This window comes from Microbacterium aquimaris (assembly GCF_039531285.1).
GTDB classification, from domain to species: domain Bacteria; phylum Actinomycetota; class Actinomycetes; order Actinomycetales; family Microbacteriaceae; genus Microbacterium; species Microbacterium aquimaris.
This window is the reverse complement of the sequence record NZ_BAAAPT010000001.1, coordinates 322,828-340,189: the sequence shown is the minus strand read 5'-3', so window position 1 is coordinate 340,189 and position 17,362 is coordinate 322,828. Positions and strand designations below refer to the sequence as shown.

The following is a 17,362-nucleotide window of genomic DNA, read 5'->3' as shown; positions in this document are numbered from 1 at the left end:
TCTTCGGACCGGCGGCGCTTCAGCGACGTCGACCGTGGAGACCGTTGGCGACGCCGGCGCCGAGGACGATTCCGGCGGCGACCAATGGCGTCCACAGCGCCGCACCGGCGCCCGACACCTCGGCGAGGGCCCCCACCAGCGCCGACGCGCCGGACTGCCCGACGATCACGCCCGAGCCCATCATGGTCATCACCGTCGACGATCGTGCTCGCGGGGAGCGTCCGGCCGCGAGGGTGTACATGGTGACGAGGGCGGGACCGATCCCGGTGCCGATCACCAGCAACGCCAGGACCATGGCGGGGACGGTGGTCACGAAGGGCAACGTGATCGCCCCGACGGTGAGGATGACCCCGAACGTGATCCATCGCGCGGTCAGGGTGAATCGTGCAGGGAACAAGGCGACCGACAACGCCAGGATCGCCGAGCCGAGACCCATCGCACCGTAGACCAGCCCCGCCTGCTCGGGTGCGCCGCGCTCGCCCATGAAAGCGGTGAGGGCGGTCAGCGCTGTCCCGAAGAACAGGCCCATCCCGAAGGTTCCGATCACGGTGACCAACACGCCGAAGCGGAACAGGTCGCGGACCGGGGCGGGAGCGACCGGAACCTCGTCACCGGTGGGGGCGGCCTTGGCGGTGGGGTGCAGGGCGAACGCGGTGACGAACACCACCGCGAGCACGGCGGCACCGATCACGGGCGCCGTGGGGCTGAGCGTGGTCGCGAGGACACCGACCACGACCGGGCCGAACACGAACGCCATCTCGTCGGCCGCGGACTCGTAGGCCATGGTGCCGTTGAGCACCTTCGCGGCGCGCGGACGCGGGTACACGCGGGTGATGATGCCGACCAGGCGGCTTCGCGACAGCGGTGCCACCTGCGGCGTCGACGCGCCGATGAGGAAGGCGATCACCAGCAGGGTCGAGTTCGGGGCGGGGGAGAAGGCGAGCCACGCCATGAGCGCGAGCAGTCCGCTGTTGACGAGCCCGGCGATCAGCAGCACAGGCCGTTGCCCGAACTTGTCGGCGGCGGCTCCCAGCAACGGGCCGATCAGTGCCGTGCCCAGTCCCGTGAGTGCGGAGGTCGCGCCGCCCAGGGCGATCGAGTCGCGGGCGGCGACCACGAGGGTCAGGACGCCGACGACCATCATCGCGAACGGGAGGCGGGCGATCAGGGCGATGGGGAAGTAACCCGCGCCCGTCTGTCGGATAAGGGACGCCGGCTTCTGCGCCGGCGTCTCGGGGGTGACGCTCGAATACATCTTTCCTGTGTTCCTGCCACGGCCGGACGCCGTGGATGTGCGCCGCGGTCTGCGACGACTCGTGCCGCCTTGGCAGGCCGCGCGGCCTCCAGGTAGATACACATCCGGGATGTGGGCCTCACATTACCCGGCTCGGCTGGGCGCGTACTGGGCGGAGCCGTCGGTGAACAGTCGGTTTCGCCGATGGCGTCGGTGCCCATCGACCCGCCATGATGGATGCTCGCCTGTCGCAGGCGAGCCGATGGAGGGTGACCGATGAGCCAGAGCGGGGAATCGACCGGGGACGAACCGGTGGTGCGGTGCGCGGCCGGCGCGTTCACGGGGACGGTGCGCGACGGGGTCCGCCTGTTCGCCGGTATCCGCTACGCCCAGGCGCCGGTCGGCGAAGCCCGCTGGCGCGACCCGCGCCCCGTGCCCGCACCGGAGGGGCTCGTCGACGCGACGCGCTTCGGGGCGGTGGCTCCGCAGCAGGTGAACAAGGCGATGGACCTCGGTCCCGATCCGGTCATGGACGAGGACTGCCTGTTCCTGAACGTCTGGGTACCCGCAGACGCGGATCCGCACGGGCTGCCGGTGATGGTGTGGGTGCACGGCGGCGCTTACACGTTCGGTTCGGGCAGTCAGCCGCTCTACGACGCGAGACGGCTCGCGACGGCGGGCGACGTGGTGGTGGTCACGATCAACTACCGCATCGGCGGCCTCGGATTCCTCGACCTGTCGGGCTTCAGCTCCGGCGACCACGTCTTCGACGGCAACCTGGCGCTGAAGGACGTCTTGGCGGCGCTCGAGTGGGTGCAGGAGAACATCGAGGCTTTCGGCGGCGACCCCGCGCGGGTGACGGTGTTCGGGGAGTCCGCCGGCGGAGGACTGGTCACGACGCTGCTGGCGACGCCGCGCGCGGAGGGCCTCGTGCACCGTGTCATCGCGGAGTCCTCCCCGGTCTCGAGCGTGTACGGTCGCGAGCGGTCGCAGCGCGTCGCCGACCGGTTCCTCTCCCTCCTCGGCGAGCACGATCCGGCGCGGCTCAGGGATGTCCCCGCGGAGCGTGTCGTGGATGCCGCCACACGCGTGTTCGCCCAGATCCCGGCGGTGGATCCGGGAACCATCGCGTTCTCGCCGATCGTCGACGGCGACCTCGTGCCCGAGTCGCCGATCACCGTCCTGGCTGAAGGTCGGGCGCTGCCGGTGCCGCTGCTGATCGGCACGAACAAGGACGAGGCGTCCTTCTTCCGGTTCATGAAATCCCCGCTGCTGCCGATCACCGATGAGCAGATCGATCGCATGTTCGTCGATCTCAAGGTCGAGGATCCGCTGCTGACCCTCCCCGAGATGGAACAGGTGCGCGCGGCGTACGAAGACACCCGGCACCGCGCGATGGGTCTCGGCATCGCGCGAGATGTGGGGTTCCGGATGCCGACGCTGTGGGCCGTCGAGGGGCACTCCCGCGTCGCCCCCACGTACCTGTACCGCTTCGACCACGCGACGCCGTTCCTGCGGATGGTGGGCCTCGGTGCGACGCACGGCAGCGAACTGCCCTACGTGTGGGGCGCGGTCGACGGCCCGACGAAGGGCCCGGTGTTCCGCCTCGGTGGTCGGCATGCGGCGCAGCGCATCTCGCACCGTGTCATGCGCCGGTGGACCGCGTTCGCGCACGGCCATGCCCCCGACGCGGCGGACGCCGTCTCCTGGCCGCCCTTCGACGAAGACCGACGCGCGACGCTCGTCATCGACGGCGTCGACCGTGTCGTCGACGACCTGGACGCGACCGTCCGTGCCGGCTGGGGAGACGAGGTCCTCGCGTTCACGTGAGCGGATGCTCCTGTGGGTTCCGCGGTCACCTCGCGTGGATGGCCCGCTCGGGTGTCCGCGTGTCGTGACGGCCGAACAGGGAACCGGCCGCGCGACGTTGCACAAAGCCGCGCCGGACTTCGCCACGTCGGCGGCCTGTTGGCTGACGGCGGGTGCCGCCCACCATACTGTGATGACGACCGCCGTCGGGCTCGAGGTCCTCCGCGACTTCGCCGAGATCGCGCGCACGGAGCTCGTCGTCATCGACGCGGGGACCACCGTGCGTGGCTTCCCGTATGAGCTGCGGTGGAACCAGGCGTACTTCCGACTCGCACAAGGACTGTGAACATGGCACGAACACCCGCCTCCGGTATCCAGCACTCCCTCCGGGCGGGTGACGACGAGGCGGTGATCACGAGCATCGGGGCCACGCTGCGGGCGCTCACCCATGCGGGGCGGGATCTCGTCGTCCCGTTCACCGCAGACGAGGTCAGGCCCGCGTACCGTGGCGCCACGCTCGCGCCGTGGCCGAATCGTGTGGTGGACGGCGTCTATTCCTTCGGGGGTCGGGAGTTCCAGCTGGCCCTCACCGAGCCCGCCCGCTCACACGCGCTGCATGGACTGGCGGCGTGGCTCGACTTCGACGCCGTCGACAAGGGGACCGACCACGTCGCTCTTGAAGCGGTCATCGAACCGCAGACGGCGTATCCGTGGCGGCTGGTGGTGCGCACCACCTTCACCCTCGGGGCGGACGGGCTGACCCAGTCCGTGACGGTCCGGAACGACTCCGACGAGCCGGCGCCGTGGGGCACGGGCCCGCACCCGTACCTCGTCGCGGGTGAGGGCCGCGTCGACGACTGGACGCTCGAGCTCCCGGCCGACCGCGTCTTGGCGGTCACCGACGACCGACTCATCCCCACCGGGCTCCGCGATGTCGACGCCGACGATCCCGCGCGGTTCGACTTCCGCACGGCGCGCCGTATCGACGCCGCCCAGATCGACCATGCCTACACGGCTCTCCGGTGGGACGACGAGGGTCTGGCGACGGTGAGGCTGACCGCCGAGGACGGCACCGGAGTGCTCATGCAATGGGGCCAGGCGTGCGCGTGGGTGCAGGTGCACACCGCAGACCGGCCCGATGCCGCGGAGAGCCGCCTGGGTCTCGCGGTCGAACCCATGACGTGCGCGCCCGACGCGTTCAACGCCGCGGCCTACGACTACGACGCCGGGCTCATCGTGCTGGACCCGGCGCAGGAAGCCACCGCCTCGTGGCGGATCGCCGCCTTCGAGTGATCGATCGCGGCGCCAGATCGCGGGGCCGTGACGAAGGGCCACGGGTATCGCCGTGGCCCTCCGCCGGTGGCGGGGTCAGTTCTCCCGCATCCGCTCGTTTGCTTCGTTCTTCGCCTCGACGGAGTCGCGTTCGGCTTCGGCCTTCTTGACCTCGGACTCGGCCTTCATCTCGTCGACCTTGTCGTCGATGCGGTCCTTGGTGTCCTCCCAGGCCTCGCCCGCCTTGCGGCCGGCGGTCTGAGCGGTGTCCTTCGCGTCATCCATGAATCCCATGAGTCACTCCCTTTCTCGAAAGGCTCGCGGGTCCTTGTGAGCCCGGTCTCGACGCTAATCCGGGGCGGCCTTCGCACGGGTGGGGTTGCGACGGGACGAGGCGGTCGCTAGTCCCTCGGGGGTCCGTCCCGAAATATCCCACCGCTCACAGCCGATTCTCAGTAATGTCGTGCACATGATCACCTTCGCCGACATCGTCACCTACGACACCGACCCCGCGGGCGGCATCGCCGTCTTCGCCGGCCTCGGCTTCTTCTGGCTCGCCTTCTACGTGCTGCTCGCGGTGGCACTGTGGAAGGTCTTCTCCAAGGCCGGCTACCCCGGCTGGCTTGCGATCATCCCGATCGTGAACATGTTCGTGCTGGTCAAGGTCGCGGGGTTCTCCGCGTGGCTCGGCCTTCTGTACTTCATCCCGATCGTGAACCTGGTGTTCGCGATCATCGTCGCGTTCCGCACCGGCAGCGCGTTCGGCAAGGGGGGCGTGTTCTCGTTCTTCCTGCTGTGGATGTTCGCCTTCGTCGGCTACTTCATCATCGGCTTCGACAAGTCCACCTACACCAAGCCCGTCTGAGCCGTACCAACGACGCCCGTCGCTCAGGCGGCGGGCGTCGTGGTGTCCACGGCCTCTTTCAAGGGACGGCGCATCGCCGACCAGTAACGCGTCGGGGTGACCCGTGAGAGCACGTCCACCAAGTGGGCTTCGCGGCCGATCATCGTTCGCGCCCGCCGGCGGATCGTGGCCTGGACGATCCGCTCCGCCGCATCGCCGGGCTCGGTGTGGTACATCGCCGCCTGCGCCGCAGCGGCACGCGCGGCGACATCCGGGTCCACCGCAGCGGCGTACCGGCCGTGCAGGATGATGCCCGTCTTCACCCCGGCCGGGTACACCGCGCCCACCGTCACCGAGGTGCGCTCGAGTTCGTGACGCAGTGCTTCGGTGAAGCCGCGCACGGCGAACTTGCTCATCGCATAGGGGATGCGGCCGGCGGGGGCGGCGAGGCCGTAGATGCTCACAAGGTGCGTGATGTGCGCGGCCGGCTCGCGCCGCAGCGCCGGGAGCAGGGCCTTGGTCACATTCACCGTGCCCCACAGGTTCACATCCATCAACCATCGCATCTCGTCCATCGTGAGCTGATCGATGTCGCCGAGCATCGAGGATCCCGCGCACGTGACGAGAGACTGCACGCGAGGATGCGAGGCGGTGATCTCCGCCGCCATTTCCGTGACGGCGTCGTCGGAGGTGAGGTCGACGGTGTGGGTGGTGTGGCCGCGGCCGCGCAGATCCCGTGCGACCGACTCCAGTCCTTCGGCGTTGCGGTCGACCAGTGCGACCCGGGCGCCGCGGGCGGCCAGGCGTCGGGCGGCTTCGGCGCCCATTCCGCTGGCGGCACCGGTGATCACGGCGGTGCGGTCTCGCACATCGAGGTGTGCTCGTCGGGTCATCGTCGTCCTCCGCTTCGTCGCGTCATCGCGTGCGTCCATTCTGTCCGACACCGACGGGCGTCGATGCGCGCGCATCGGACGCATCCAGGATCGCTGTCGGGGCTGACGATACGATCGGAGGGGGAGGTGCGCGCACATGGGACGCAACGCAGACGCGATCGCGGAGGGCGTTTCGATCGCCGCGGCCGCCGCCCGGCTGACGGTGCGCAACCGCATCCTCGTCGACACCATCGCGCGCAACGAGCCGTTCGACCCCGAACGCGTCGCCCCGTTCGCGCGGGAGACGCTGCTCGCACTGGCCACCGAGCAGGAGGCGGCGGCGGATCTCGCGCGCAAGCAACGCAAGAAGGCGTGGGGGAAGTACTCGGATCCGGGGAGCACCCACGACTACCGTGACCGCGACACCCGCAATCTCCGGCGCCGTCAGCGGCAGTACAACGGGGTCGCCAAGGTCCTGCGGGAGCGAGCCGATGACCCCGAGGCGATCGACGCGCTCGTCGCCGACGCGCGACAAGCCGCGTGGGGCGACGTCGAATCGAACCTGCAGCGCCGACTCGTCGCCGAGGGTGCGCGTCCCGACCTCGAACCCGACTACGCCAAGATGCGTGCCGCGCGTATGCAGTCGTTGCGGCTGGTGGACCTGCCGAAGCTCGCCGCCCACCGTCGCCGGGTGGGTCCCTCCGCCCTCGGGACCGTGGAAGATCCCGAGGATGTCGCCGCCGCCCTCGATTCGCCACCGACCGAAACGTGATGTAGGCTGGCCCTCGGCCTTCGCGCCGTTTCGCGTGAAGGTCCTGCGCCTCTAGCTCAATGGATAGAGCATCTGACTACGGATCAGAAGGTTGGGGGTTCGAGTCCCTCGAGGCGCGCACTGTGTTGAGACAGTGAGAAATCCCTCGCCTCCGGGCGGGGGATTTTCGCTTTCCTCGGTGCTTCGTCACCACGTCACCGGGTTCCGTTTCCGTGCGCGTCCACGTGTCGCGCGGCCGGCTGGACCTCGCGCGCCGATCGTTCGCCGACGGCGATCGCCAGATCTGGCACTCTCCACCCCAGAGTGCTAATCTGTTCTTAGTTGAGTCACATCGACTCAACTTGAGAGTCCCACCGTCGGATGGCCGCATCCGACCCGCTACGAAGGAGAAGACATGGGAACCTACGACCCGTTCCGTGAGCTGGACCGCATGGCGTCGAGCCTCCTCGACGCGCGACGCGGACCCCGCCGCATGCCGATGGATCTCTACCGCGACGGCGACCACTACGTCCTCCACGCCGACCTCCCGGGCATCGACCCCGGCTCGGTCGACATCGACGTGGACGGCCAGCTTCTGACGATCCGCGCCGAGCGCACCCTCGCCTCCGGCGACGGGGTCAAGTGGATCACCCGCGAGCGCGAGGCCGCCAGTTTCGTCCGCCAGCTCAACCTCGGACAGGGAATCGACATCGAGCGCATCTCGGCCAGCTACGGCAACGGTGTGCTCTCGGTGACGATCCCGGTCAGCGAGAAGGCGAAGCCGCGCAAGATCGAGGTGTCGACCGAGGCGCAGCCCTCCGTGCTGGAGGCGCACGAGTCGGCATCGTCGGCTGTAGCCGACGGTCCCGCGCCCGTCGAGCAGTAACCCGTTCCGCGCGACGCCCCGACCCTCGGATCGGGGCGTTCGCGCTGTCCGGGGCGCATGAGGCGTTCGGGGCGTAGCCTGTGGGGGTGAGCGCCTACGTCTCGGCGTTCGAGCTGTTCTCCATCGGAGTAGGACCCTCGAGCTCCCACACGGTCGGCCCGATGCGCGCCGGCCGAGACTTCGCCGCGCGTCTGCGGGATTCCGGAGACCTCGACCGGGTGGTGCGCGTGAGCTGTGCCTTGTACGGTTCGCTCGGGGCGACCGGAATCGGCCACGGGACGCCGGATGCGGTGGTGGCCGGCCTCGCCGGCCTCGATCCGGAGACCGTCGATCCGTCGGCGGTGCGCGGGGCCTGGTCGGATCGGCCGGCGGGGGAGCGTCTTCCGCTGGATGGCACGCGGCCGATCGACTTCGACACAGGCGACGTCATGTTCGAGCCACGCACGCGCCTGCCTGGGCATCCGAACGCCATGACCCTCGTGGCCCGCGCGGAGGGCGGCGAGGTCGTCTCCGAAGAGACCTACTACTCGGTGGGTGGCGGTTTCATCCGACGGGAGGGGGAGGCGCCGCGAGTGCAGGCGACGCCCTGGCCGTTGCGCTTCGACTCCGCCGCGGAGTTGCTGGCGCTGTGCGACGACCGACATCGCACCATCGCCGAGGCGGCGCGGTGCAACGAAGAGGCGCTGCGACCGGAGAAGGAGGTTGCGGCAGGACTCGACCGTATTTGGGATGCGATGTCTACGTGCGTCGACGCCGGCCTGCGCGCCGAGGGGGTGCTACCGGGTGTGCTCAAGGTGAAGCGCCGCGCCGGCCAGATCCGGGCGCAACTCGAAAACGCCGCGGCAGCGGGCGGGCGTGAACTTCCCGGGGAGTGGCTCGGGGCTTACGCGCTGGCGGTGAACGAGGAGAACGCGGCGGGCGGACGTGTGGTCACCGCACCCACCAACGGTGCCGCGGGGATCCTTCCCGCCGTCGCGATGTACTGGTGGCGTTTCCTTGCCGACTCCGGCCTCGGGGCCGGGAACGCCGTCACCCCGAACGGTGAACTGGTCGGCAGTGCCCTGCTGGGTTTCGGAGACGCCGTCGCGGCGGTGTCCTTTGAAGACGAGGCGGCGGTCGCCGAGGCCAACCGTCGTCGGGGGATCCGGCGGTTCCTGCTGACGGCCACCGCACTCGGGTCGCTCTTCAAGGCGAACGCGTCGATCTCCGGCGCGGAGGGCGGGTGTCAGGCCGAGGTCGGCTCAGCGTGTGCGATGGCCGCGGGTGGCTTGACGGCGGTGATGGGTGGGACGAACGGGCAGATCGAGAACGCCGCCGAGATCGCGATGGAGCACCACCTCGGGTTGACGTGCGACCCGGTCGGCGGCCTGGTCCAGATCCCGTGCATCGAACGCAACGCCGTCGCCGCATCCACCGCGGTGACCGCGGCCCGCCTGGCCTTGCGGGGCGACGGCTCCCACTTCGTGTCGCTGGATGCGGTGGTCGAGACGATGAGGCAGACCGGGATCGACATGTCTCACAAGTACAAAGAGACCAGTGAAGGCGGCCTCGCCGTCAACGTCATCGAGTGCTGACCGGGCCCCCGCCGACGCATCGGAGCCTCGCGTCAGTGGCGTGCGCGGAGCTTGGCCGTCAGATCACGCAGCTGGGTCAGCTCGCGGTCGTCGAGACAGGACAGGCGTTCGGCGATCGTGCGGGCATGCCGCGACGCGATGCGGCGGAACGTGGCCGCGCCGTGCTCGGTCGCCCGGACCAGCGAGCCGCGACCGTCGTCCGGGTCCGGGCACTTCGTGATGAGGCCCCGCTGGACCATCCGGTCGACCAGGCGAGAGACGCTGGGCTGGCTGATCAGCATGTTCGCGGTGATGTCGCGAAGACGCGCGGTCATCTCCGGCCCGCGCGCGACGGTCAGGAGCACGTCGTACTCGCCTTGGCCGAGGTCCTCGTCGTCGAAGTCGGTGCTGATCTCGTCGAGGATCTCGTGCTGGGCGCGGAACAGGCTCTCCCAGGCTTCCACGGCGAGACGGCGATCGGTCATGGACTAAAGAGTAGGCCGAAATCTCTCCCCCTAGGCTGGGGGCATGTCTGTTGTGGGGACGGCTCGGGGCGCCCGTCTGCGGTGGCGCTGGATGCTCGCCGCGGTGTGCCTGTTCGTGGTCGCCGTGATCGGCGTGGGTGCGCCCGCCCCGGCCGCCGCCGACGTCGACGACTTCGCGTTCGCGAGCATGCACGCCGACTACACGCTGGGTCTCGACGCCGACGGTCACAGCACCCTCCACGTCGTGGAGACTTTCGTCGCGGTCTTCCCCGAGGAGGACCAGAACCGTGGCATGCGCCGTGTGCTCCCCGACACCTACAACGGGCAGCCGCTGTTCCCCGAGTTCGTCTCGGTCACCGACGGCGACGGGAACCCGCGCCCGGTCGAGGTCGAGCAGGACGACGGCGTGTTCGTGATGACCTCCGCCGAGGACGACTTCGTCCACGGCGAGCAGACCTACGTGTTCACCTACGACCTCGAGAACGTCACGTGGCGCTTCCCCGACACAGGGGACGAGTTCTACTGGGACATCAACGGTCTCGACTGGCGTCAGCCCTTCGGCGACGTGTCGGTGAGCGTCACCGTGGAGCCCGAGCTCGCCGGGTCGCTCACCGGCGCCCAGGCCTGCTACGCCGGTGGGGAAGGGGTCACCGATTCCTGTCGGATCGCCGCGAACGGCGCCCCTGGGGGTGCGGTCGTGATCGAGGCGGGCGGTGTCGCGCTCGAACCGTACGAGACCGTCACGGTCGCCGTCGGATTCGACGAGGACACGTTCGTGCTCTTCGACACGAGCTACCTCGCCTCGCCGTGGGGCTGGACGCAGGGTTTCGCCGGACTCGGAATGATCGGCGTCGTGGTCTTCGCGATCGTGCATCGCGCTCGCGTGCTGGCGGATGCGCCGGGGCGCCGGACGATCATCGCCGAGTTCACGCCGCCGAAGCAGGTGGATGCACTCGAGGGGGCCGTCCTACTCGGGCGCACCTCCAAAGCGATCCCCGCCGAGGTGCTCGAGCAGGCGATCGTGGGGAGCATCCGCATCTTGGAGGGGGAGAAGAAGCTGTTCGGCGGGGCCAAGCTGCAGGCGCAGCTCCTGGATCGCACGCGCGCGGACGGCGACGGTCGGATGCTGCTCGACGGCCTGTTCGGCCCCGGCGCCGCGCCCGGCGCCGTGTACGAGTTCGGAAAGCAGGACCGCCGCTTCTCGACGTCGGCGCAGAAGATCATCAAAGCGGCGAACCTCGAGCTGGCGTACAAGGGACTACGCCGGCCGGTGGCGAACTCTGCCCGCGCCCTGCCCGTGCTCCTCTCTCTCGGCGTCGCCGTCCTCGCGGTCGTCCTCGGGTTCGTTGCGATCTCCTCCGGGGTCGATGGCGGCATCCCCGTGTTGGTCATGATCGGCTCTGTCGCCCTCAGCGTCGTGACGATGCTGCTGGTCTCGCGCAAACCGTTGAGCGCCGAGGGATCGGAGGTGCGTGATCACCTCAAGGGCCTCGAGACGTTCATCGAGTGGGCCGAGGCCGACCGCATCCGGATGCTGCAGTCGCCCGCCGGCGCCGAACGCGTCTCGATCGACACCGGCGATCGCGTGCAGATGATCCGCCTGTACGAGACACTGTTGCCGTACGCGGTGGTGTTCGGCCAGGAGAAGAAGTGGGCGCAGCAGCTCGCGGTCATGTACGGCGTGGGTGTCGCGCCGTACTGGTACTACGGGACCTCGGGGTTCAACGCCATGTCGTTCTCGACCGGAATCGCGTCGCTGTCGGCCGCGGCGTCATCGTCGTCGTCGACGTCGGGCGGTTCGAGCGGCGGCGGTTCCGCCGGCGGTGGCGGCGGAGGCGGCGGCGGCGGCGGGGTGTGATCCCCCCGTCACCGCGTTCGCCGCAAGGGGGCGGCGAGGGAAAGGGCCGGTCGGAGAGGCTTCCGACCGGCCCTTTCCCGTGCACCAAGAGCAATCACATGCCGGTGACCGCCACAGCAAAACGATCACCGTGATCACACTCTATAACGAAAGGGTAACGGAAGGGAAGGTCGCCAACGGGCGTGTCGGTGCTCAGTGCTCGGCCGCAATGGAGCGCGACCGTACGTGTGCGATGTGCGCGCGCATCGCTCGCTCCGGCGCGTCGGGGGCGCCGCTCTCGAAGGCGGCGACGATCGACTCGTGCTCGGCGATCGCTTCGTTGACGTCGTCCACGCCGCGGAGCACGGTTTGACGGAGGCGGTGCAACTGCGCGCCGAGGGTCTCGGACATCTGTCGGATGTAGTGGTTCCCGCAATGGTCGAAGATCACCTGGTGGAAGGCGGCGTCCGAGGAGAAATAGGAGGTGGTGAGGGCGACGTCGTCGGCATCGCCGCGCGCGATGGCCGCGATGACCTCGCCGCCGGCTCGGCGGTGTTCTGCTTCGGCCTGGCGAAGCTCGGCCAGGAGGAGGCGTCGATGCGGTGTCGCCAGTGCCGTGGCCGTGGTCTCGAGCATCATGCGGGCCTCGAAGAGCTCCTCGAGCTGATCACGGCTCAGGGGCGGCGCCACGCGGTAGCCCTTATGGGCTTCACGGGTCACCAGACCCGTGCGCTCGAGCTGAACCATCGCCTCGCGCACGGGTGTCGGTGACACGGCGAGTTCGCGCGCGATGGTGTCGATGGACAGGCGCGAACCGGGGTCGATCTCCCCACGCATCAGTCCGTTCAGGATGCGATCGTAGACATGGTCGCGCAACCCACGTCGCTCGAGTGTCGGGTCCGTGCCCCACAGGCCGGTCGACTGTTCTGTCTCACTCACTGATCCCCCCAGCTCCATCCTGTCAGCCCAGAGATGCCGCGTCATCGAGCACGGCCTCGAATGCCGAAGGTTCGTGCGCGTTGCGGCCGAGGAAGATCCCGTCGACGGTGTCCGCGATCAGGGGAAGCAGTCCGGGACGGGCGCTCCCGCCGTAGATCACCCGCCGGCGACGTGGGCGCGCCGGCGGGGCGTCGCGGAGTGCAGAGCACACCGCACGAATATGGTCCACTCCGGCCGGCTCCGGGGCCCCGATGGCCCACACCGGCTCGTAGGCGATCACGATCTCGCCGTCCCGATCTGCGGCGTCGGCGACGCAGAGCGCGGCGCGGATCTGATCGAGGCAGTGATCTATCGCGCGTGCGGGGTCCCCTCGGTCGGGTTCGCCGACGCACACGATCGGGGTGAGGCCGTGGCGAAGGGCCGCGTCGGCCTTCGCGGCGACGATGTCGTCGGTCTCGCCGAACAGCGCTCGCCGTTCGGCATGCCCCGCCTCCACGTAGCGACAGCCGATCTCCGCGAGCACGGCGGCGGAGACCTCGCCGGTGAAGGCGCCGGCGTCATGGGTCGCGACATCCTGCGCGCCGACCGCGAGCCCGCTGCTTCGGGCGGCCTCGAGGCAGGCGGGGATCGACGGGAACTGCGGGATGACGAACGGCTCCACCCCGTCGAGAGATCGTTCTCGCAGCCCGGCCGCCACGGTTCGGGTCCACTCCACGGTCCGTGCGTGGGTGAAGTACATCTTCAGGCTCGTACCGACGAGCATGGGTCGTCCTCCTGCCGTGTCAGGCGCCCTCGTAGGCGCAGATCTCGCGGACCTTCTCGGCCGACGCGCTCGACGGATCGAAGGTGTAGCCCAGCCATTCGCGCACGAGTCGCCGGGCGAGCTCCACGCCGATCACGCGCTGCCCCATGCACAGCACTTGGGCGTCGTTCGAGAGCACCGATCGCTCCACGCTGAAGGAGTCGTGCGCGGTGACGGCGCGGATGCCGGAGACCTTGTTCGCTGCGATGGCGACGCCCAGTCCCGTGCCGCAGACGAGCACGGCGCGGTCTGCATCGCCGGCGGCCACGATCTCCGCGGCAGTGGTCGCCACGGTGGGATAGTTCGTGTGGCTGTCTGCGTCGACACCGACGTCCGTCACCGACGCGACGTCGGGGTGGGCGAGCAGGTCCGCCTTGATCTTCTCCTTGTAGTCGAACCCGGCGTCGTCGGCGCCGATCACGAGTCGTAGGGCCATGTCAATCGTTCTCCTCGATGGTGGGGGTGATGGATGCGGCGACCATCGCGAACGAGATCGCGCCGGGGTCGGGTGTACCGAGACTCTTGTCGCCATGCGTCTTCGCGCGACCGAGGCGGGCGGTCATGTGAGCGGTGGAAGCGGCGCCGGCGTCCGCGGCGTCGACCGCGGCGAGCCAGGCGGTCCGGCAAGGGTCGGCGTCGCGGAGTCGCGCGGTGAGCGTGTCTGCAAAAGGGACGATGGCGTCGATCATCGTCTTGTCGCCGGGGCGCGCCTTGCCGAAGGACATCACGGCATCACGCACCGCGATCATGCCGACGGCGAGTGCCTCGGCCTCCAGGGGCCGTTCGTCTCCGACCGAGGCTCCGAACGCGCGGAGCATCTCGCCCCAGATCGCGCCCGAGGTGCCGCCGCCGCCATCCGACCACGCGTCGCCGGCGCGGAGCAGGGTCGTCCCCGCGCCGGCGCCCCGGGATCGTGCGTCCTGGGCTGCGGCCGCGGCGGCTCGGGATCCGCGTTGCATGCCGATGCCGTGATCGCCGTCGCCGGCGACGCGATCGAGACGGCCGAGCTCATCGGCGGCCTCTGACAGTCGCGCGGCCGCGACCTCGAGCGCTCGACACACCGCGGACGCGGCCCGACGAGATGCGTCGGAGGCATCCGGCACGTCGTCCTCGACGGCGTGGTCCTCGTCGTCGACGACGGATGCGCGCGGGGGCATCGCGCCCTGTCGGAAGGCGGGGGTGTCGCACGGTGCGTGCCACAGACGCTCCAGCTCGTCATCGAGCCAGAGCAGGGTCAGAGAAGCACCGGGCATGTCGAAGCTCGTACAGAATTCGCCGACCTGCGGGCTGACGGCGACGATGCCGGCCTCGCCCAGGAGGCGGGCGATCGAGCGGTACACCACGTAGAGCTCTTCGTACTTGACCGATCCGAGGCCGTTCAGAAGGGGCACGACCCGCGCCCCGTCGACCTGGAGGCCTTCGGGGATCTCCTCGAGGAGTTTCGCCACAAACATCTGCGCGAGTCCCTCGGCGGTCGGAACCTCGACCTCGTCGATTCCCGGTTCTCCGTGGATTCCGAGACCGACGGCCATGCGCCCCGCGGGAACGTCGAAGAGTGGTTCGTCGGATCCGGGCATCGTGCACCCGCCGAAGGCGACGCCGAACGAACGCGTCTGCGCGTTGGCCCGGCGTGCGAGCGCCTCGACGGTGTCGAGATCTCTGCCCTCTTCGGCGGCGGCTGCGGCGATCTTGAAGACCACGAGGTCGCCTGCGATTCCGCGCCGCTCTTCGACCCTCTCCGGCGGGGCGCTCCACACATCATCGGTGACGAGGACGGTTCGGCAGTCGATCCCGGCTTCTCGCAGGAGCTCCTGCGCTCTCCCGAAGTGGAGCACGTCGCCGGCGTAGTTCCCGTAGGTGAGGAGGACACCGCGACCCTCATGGGCAGCGTGGGCGACGCCGACGACCTGCTGGGCGGACGGCGAGGCGAACAGATTCCCCATGGCGGCGCCGTGGGCGAGCCCCGGACCCACCAGTCCGCCGAACGCCGGATAGTGGCCGCTTCCGCCGCCGATGACGACGGCGACCGAAGGTTCGGATCCACGCGTGGCGCGCGCAACGCCGCCGGGCACGCGTCGAACCCACCGGGAGGACGCGGCGACGAAGCCGTCGATCATCTCGTGCGTGAAGTCGTCCGGGTTGTTGTACAGGCGCGTCACTGCGATCTCCTTCAACGTTGAACTCGGAAAGATCATATAGGAAGTAGGAAAAATTGGAAACCGCCATCCTCCGCTCCCGCTAAATCAACGATGTGTTGACAAGCAGGCGAAGTCCTATAGGATCGAGGATATCGACGAAGCCGTCGACTTGTCTGCAGCGTTGGAGCCGTGATGACTGACGAACGACCCGGACCGTCCCGGGATACCTGGCCGATCGCCGTGTGCATGCACGGTTTCTCGGCGCTCAACGCCGGCGGCGCGAGCGTGCACGACGCGCCCGCCGAGGCGTGGGACGGGATGTTCGCGCAGCTGGCCGGTCTGGGCTTCAGCGCCGTCGAGCTGGCGGACAACTTCATCCGGCCCGCCGATCTGGAGCCGAGCCGACGAGATGAGCTTCAGGCGATCGCCCGCGCGCACGGTGTCCGCTTGCTCTCCGTCCACGTGCAGCGCAAGAGCGTCATCGAGCCCGGACGAGGCGAACAGAACCTCGCCTACGCGCATCGAACGATCGACGCGGCGGCCGAGCTGGGCTTGACGGTCTTCTCCACCGGCCTGCACCAGCCCTTCACAGCGGCGCAGCAGGCGGCCCTGTGGTTCTGGACCGCTCAGGGACCCGTGGATCCGGCTGACGCCGATACGCGTCGCCTCGCGGTGTCGCGCCTGCGCGAGCTGGGTCGGCATGCTGCGGATGCGGGACTGCCCATGTCGCTCGAGATGTACGAGGACACGTACTTCGGCACCGCCGAGAGTGCGGTGTCGATGATCGAAGACATCGGGTTGGCCAATGTCGGGCTCAACCCGGACATCGCCAATCTGATCCGACTGCACCGACCGATCGAGGACTGGCGAGAACTTCACGCGAAGACGCTCCCCTACGCCAACTACTGGCACGTCAAGAACTACGCGCGTGACGAGGCAGCGGACGGCACGTGGTTCACCTCGACCCCCACGACGCTCGAACTCGGTCTCATCAACTACCGAGAGGTGGTGGCGCAAGCCATCGACCTCGGCTTCCGCGGCGCGTTCCTGCTCGAGCAGTACGGCGGGGACAGCTTGGGCGTATGCGCCACCAACCAGGATTATCTGAGGTCGCTGCTGCCGGCCGCCGGTGAGTAGTCCGACAGACGAACCCCATGAGAGGACATGACATGACCGTCACCTTCCCCGCTGAGCGCACCGTCCTGCTGACGGGCGCCGCCAGCCCACGCGGCATCGGCCGTGCAACGGCTTTCCACCTCGCCGAGCTCGGGTGGAACGTCGGGATCATCGACATCGACGGCATCGCCGCAGCCGACACGGCGGCGGAGGTCTCCCGGCTGCACGGCGTCCAGGCGATGGGCGTGGGCGCCAACGTCGCCGACCGCGAAGAGGCCGTCGCCGCGGTGGATGCCCTCGAAGCGGCGCTCCCGCAGATCGTCGCCGTCGTGAACTTTGCCGGTGTCTCGTCTCCCGTGCCCTACCTGGAGGTCTCGCCCGAGGAATGGACGCGCGTTCAGTCGATCAACCTCGACGGGGTGCACTGGATCACCCAACGCGTCGCTCGGACGCTCGTCCGCCACGGCGTGGGCCGGATCGTCGGGATCTCCTCGGTGTCCGCGCAACGAGGAGGCGGGACGTTCTCGAAGACGCCGTATTCGGCGGCGAAGGCCGGCGTTGTGGGACTCATGCGATCCATCGCGCGAGAGCTCGGACCGGTGGGCGTGACGGCCAACGTCATCTCGCCCGGACCCATCGACACCGACATCATGGGCGGCACCCTCACCGAGGAGCGCAAGACGGCGATGGCCGCCGACGGCGTCCTGCCTCGGATCGGCACGCCCCGGGACATCGCGGCGGCGGTGGCGTACCTCATCAGTGAAGACGCCGGCTTCGTCACCGGTCAGACCCTCAACGTCGACGGTGGCCTCTACATGCACTGA

General features: G+C 69.2%; 17 protein-coding genes, 1 tRNA gene and 1 pseudogene. 11 read left to right on the top strand and 8 right to left on the bottom strand.

Going from position 1 to position 17,362, the window contains the following annotated elements:
- Positions 1-19: 19 nt before the first annotated feature.
- A complete protein-coding gene (locus ABD204_RS01690) occupies positions 20-1,255 on the bottom strand; it encodes an MFS transporter (protein WP_194422990.1) in 1,236 nt (411 codons plus the stop codon).
- Between the two features lie 255 nt (positions 1,256-1,510).
- Here ABD204_RS01690 and ABD204_RS01685 point away from each other — a divergent pair, with 255 nt between their 5' ends.
- The 3 genes and pseudogenes from ABD204_RS01685 (at position 1,511) to ABD204_RS01675 (ending at position 4,336) form a co-directional block, all read left to right on the top strand.
- Positions 1,511-3,064: a carboxylesterase/lipase family protein gene (locus ABD204_RS01685; RefSeq protein ID WP_194422989.1), complete on the top strand. Its 1,554-nt coding sequence runs from the start codon at positions 1,511-1,513 to the stop codon at positions 3,062-3,064.
- A gap of 103 nt (positions 3,065-3,167) precedes the next feature.
- Positions 3,168-3,389: pseudogene (locus tag ABD204_RS01680) on the top strand (L-arabinose isomerase); the annotation flags it as partial.
- Between the two features lie 2 nt (positions 3,390-3,391).
- Positions 3,392-4,336 (top strand): aldose 1-epimerase family protein, encoded by a 945-nt coding sequence (locus ABD204_RS01675; protein ID WP_194422988.1) that lies wholly within the window; start codon positions 3,392-3,394, stop codon positions 4,334-4,336.
- Between the two features lie 75 nt (positions 4,337-4,411).
- On the opposite strand, the gene ABD204_RS01670 is transcribed toward ABD204_RS01675, so the two are convergent.
- Complete coding sequence (locus ABD204_RS01670; protein ID WP_194422987.1) at positions 4,412-4,609, bottom strand: hypothetical protein; 198 nt, start codon at positions 4,607-4,609, stop codon at positions 4,412-4,414.
- A gap of 175 nt (positions 4,610-4,784) precedes the next feature.
- Here ABD204_RS01670 and ABD204_RS01665 point away from each other — a divergent pair, with 175 nt between their 5' ends.
- Entirely contained in the window at positions 4,785-5,180 is a 396-nt protein-coding gene (locus ABD204_RS01665; RefSeq protein WP_206697116.1) for a DUF5684 domain-containing protein, read from the top strand.
- 23 nt (positions 5,181-5,203) lie between these two features.
- Here ABD204_RS01665 and ABD204_RS01660 read toward each other — a convergent pair whose 3' ends face one another.
- Positions 5,204-6,052, bottom strand: coding sequence for an SDR family NAD(P)-dependent oxidoreductase (locus ABD204_RS01660; RefSeq protein ID WP_194422986.1), 849 nt, complete (start codon positions 6,050-6,052; stop codon positions 5,204-5,206).
- A gap of 136 nt (positions 6,053-6,188) precedes the next feature.
- Here ABD204_RS01660 and ABD204_RS01655 point away from each other — a divergent pair, with 136 nt between their 5' ends.
- The 4 genes from ABD204_RS01655 (at position 6,189) to ABD204_RS01640 (ending at position 9,242) form a co-directional block, all read left to right on the top strand.
- Positions 6,189-6,803 carry an asparagine synthase gene (locus ABD204_RS01655; protein WP_194422985.1) on the top strand — a complete coding sequence of 205 codons (615 nt, stop codon included), beginning with the start codon at positions 6,189-6,191 and terminating at the stop codon, positions 6,801-6,803.
- 45 nt (positions 6,804-6,848) lie between these two features.
- Positions 6,849-6,921: transfer RNA gene (locus ABD204_RS01650), tRNA-Arg, on the top strand.
- 276 nt (positions 6,922-7,197) lie between these two features.
- Positions 7,198-7,668 (top strand): Hsp20/alpha crystallin family protein, encoded by a 471-nt coding sequence (locus tag ABD204_RS01645; protein ID WP_194422984.1) that lies wholly within the window; start codon positions 7,198-7,200, stop codon positions 7,666-7,668.
- Between the two features lie 86 nt (positions 7,669-7,754).
- Positions 7,755-9,242 carry an L-serine ammonia-lyase, iron-sulfur-dependent, subunit alpha gene (locus ABD204_RS01640; protein WP_194422983.1) on the top strand — a complete coding sequence of 496 codons (1,488 nt, stop codon included), beginning with the start codon at positions 7,755-7,757 and terminating at the stop codon, positions 9,240-9,242.
- A 32-nt stretch (positions 9,243-9,274) separates the two neighbouring features.
- Here the strand turns inward: ABD204_RS01640 and ABD204_RS01635 are convergent, their stop codons facing one another.
- Positions 9,275-9,706, bottom strand: coding sequence for a MarR family winged helix-turn-helix transcriptional regulator (locus ABD204_RS01635; protein WP_194422982.1), 432 nt, complete (start codon positions 9,704-9,706; stop codon positions 9,275-9,277).
- Between the two features lie 43 nt (positions 9,707-9,749).
- Between ABD204_RS01635 and ABD204_RS01630 the strand changes: the two genes are divergently transcribed.
- Positions 9,750-11,564, top strand: a complete 1,815-nt coding sequence (locus tag ABD204_RS01630) for a DUF2207 domain-containing protein (protein WP_241747745.1) — start codon at positions 9,750-9,752, stop codon at positions 11,562-11,564.
- Between the two features lie 192 nt (positions 11,565-11,756).
- On the opposite strand, the gene ABD204_RS01625 is transcribed toward ABD204_RS01630, so the two are convergent.
- Genes ABD204_RS01625 through ABD204_RS01610 form a run of 4 tightly spaced genes read right to left on the bottom strand, consistent with a single transcriptional unit; the run spans position 11,757 to position 15,443 of the window.
- A complete protein-coding gene (locus ABD204_RS01625; RefSeq protein ID WP_322597472.1) occupies positions 11,757-12,482 on the bottom strand; it encodes a GntR family transcriptional regulator in 726 nt (241 codons plus the stop codon).
- A 22-nt stretch (positions 12,483-12,504) separates the two neighbouring features.
- The gene (locus ABD204_RS01620) at positions 12,505-13,245 is read right to left on the bottom strand and encodes a triose-phosphate isomerase family protein (RefSeq protein ID WP_194422980.1); all 741 of its coding nucleotides are present in this window, start codon (positions 13,243-13,245) and stop codon (positions 12,505-12,507) included.
- A gap of 19 nt (positions 13,246-13,264) precedes the next feature.
- On the bottom strand, positions 13,265-13,720 hold the full coding sequence (locus ABD204_RS01615; protein ID WP_194422979.1) for a ribose-5-phosphate isomerase: 456 nt from the start codon (positions 13,718-13,720) through the stop codon (positions 13,265-13,267).
- Between the two features lies 1 nt (position 13,721).
- On the bottom strand, positions 13,722-15,443 hold the full coding sequence (locus tag ABD204_RS01610; RefSeq protein ID WP_194422978.1) for a dihydroxyacetone kinase family protein: 1,722 nt from the start codon (positions 15,441-15,443) through the stop codon (positions 13,722-13,724).
- Positions 15,444-15,614: 171 nt separating this feature from the next.
- On the opposite strand from ABD204_RS01610, the gene ABD204_RS01605 reads away from it, so the two are divergent.
- Together ABD204_RS01605 and ABD204_RS01600 are read left to right on the top strand one after the other, a co-directional pair.
- Positions 15,615-16,559 carry a sugar phosphate isomerase/epimerase family protein gene (locus tag ABD204_RS01605; protein WP_194422977.1) on the top strand — a complete coding sequence of 315 codons (945 nt, stop codon included), beginning with the start codon at positions 15,615-15,617 and terminating at the stop codon, positions 16,557-16,559.
- Positions 16,560-16,591: 32 nt separating this feature from the next.
- Entirely contained in the window at positions 16,592-17,362 is a 771-nt protein-coding gene (locus ABD204_RS01600; protein ID WP_194422976.1) for an SDR family NAD(P)-dependent oxidoreductase, read from the top strand.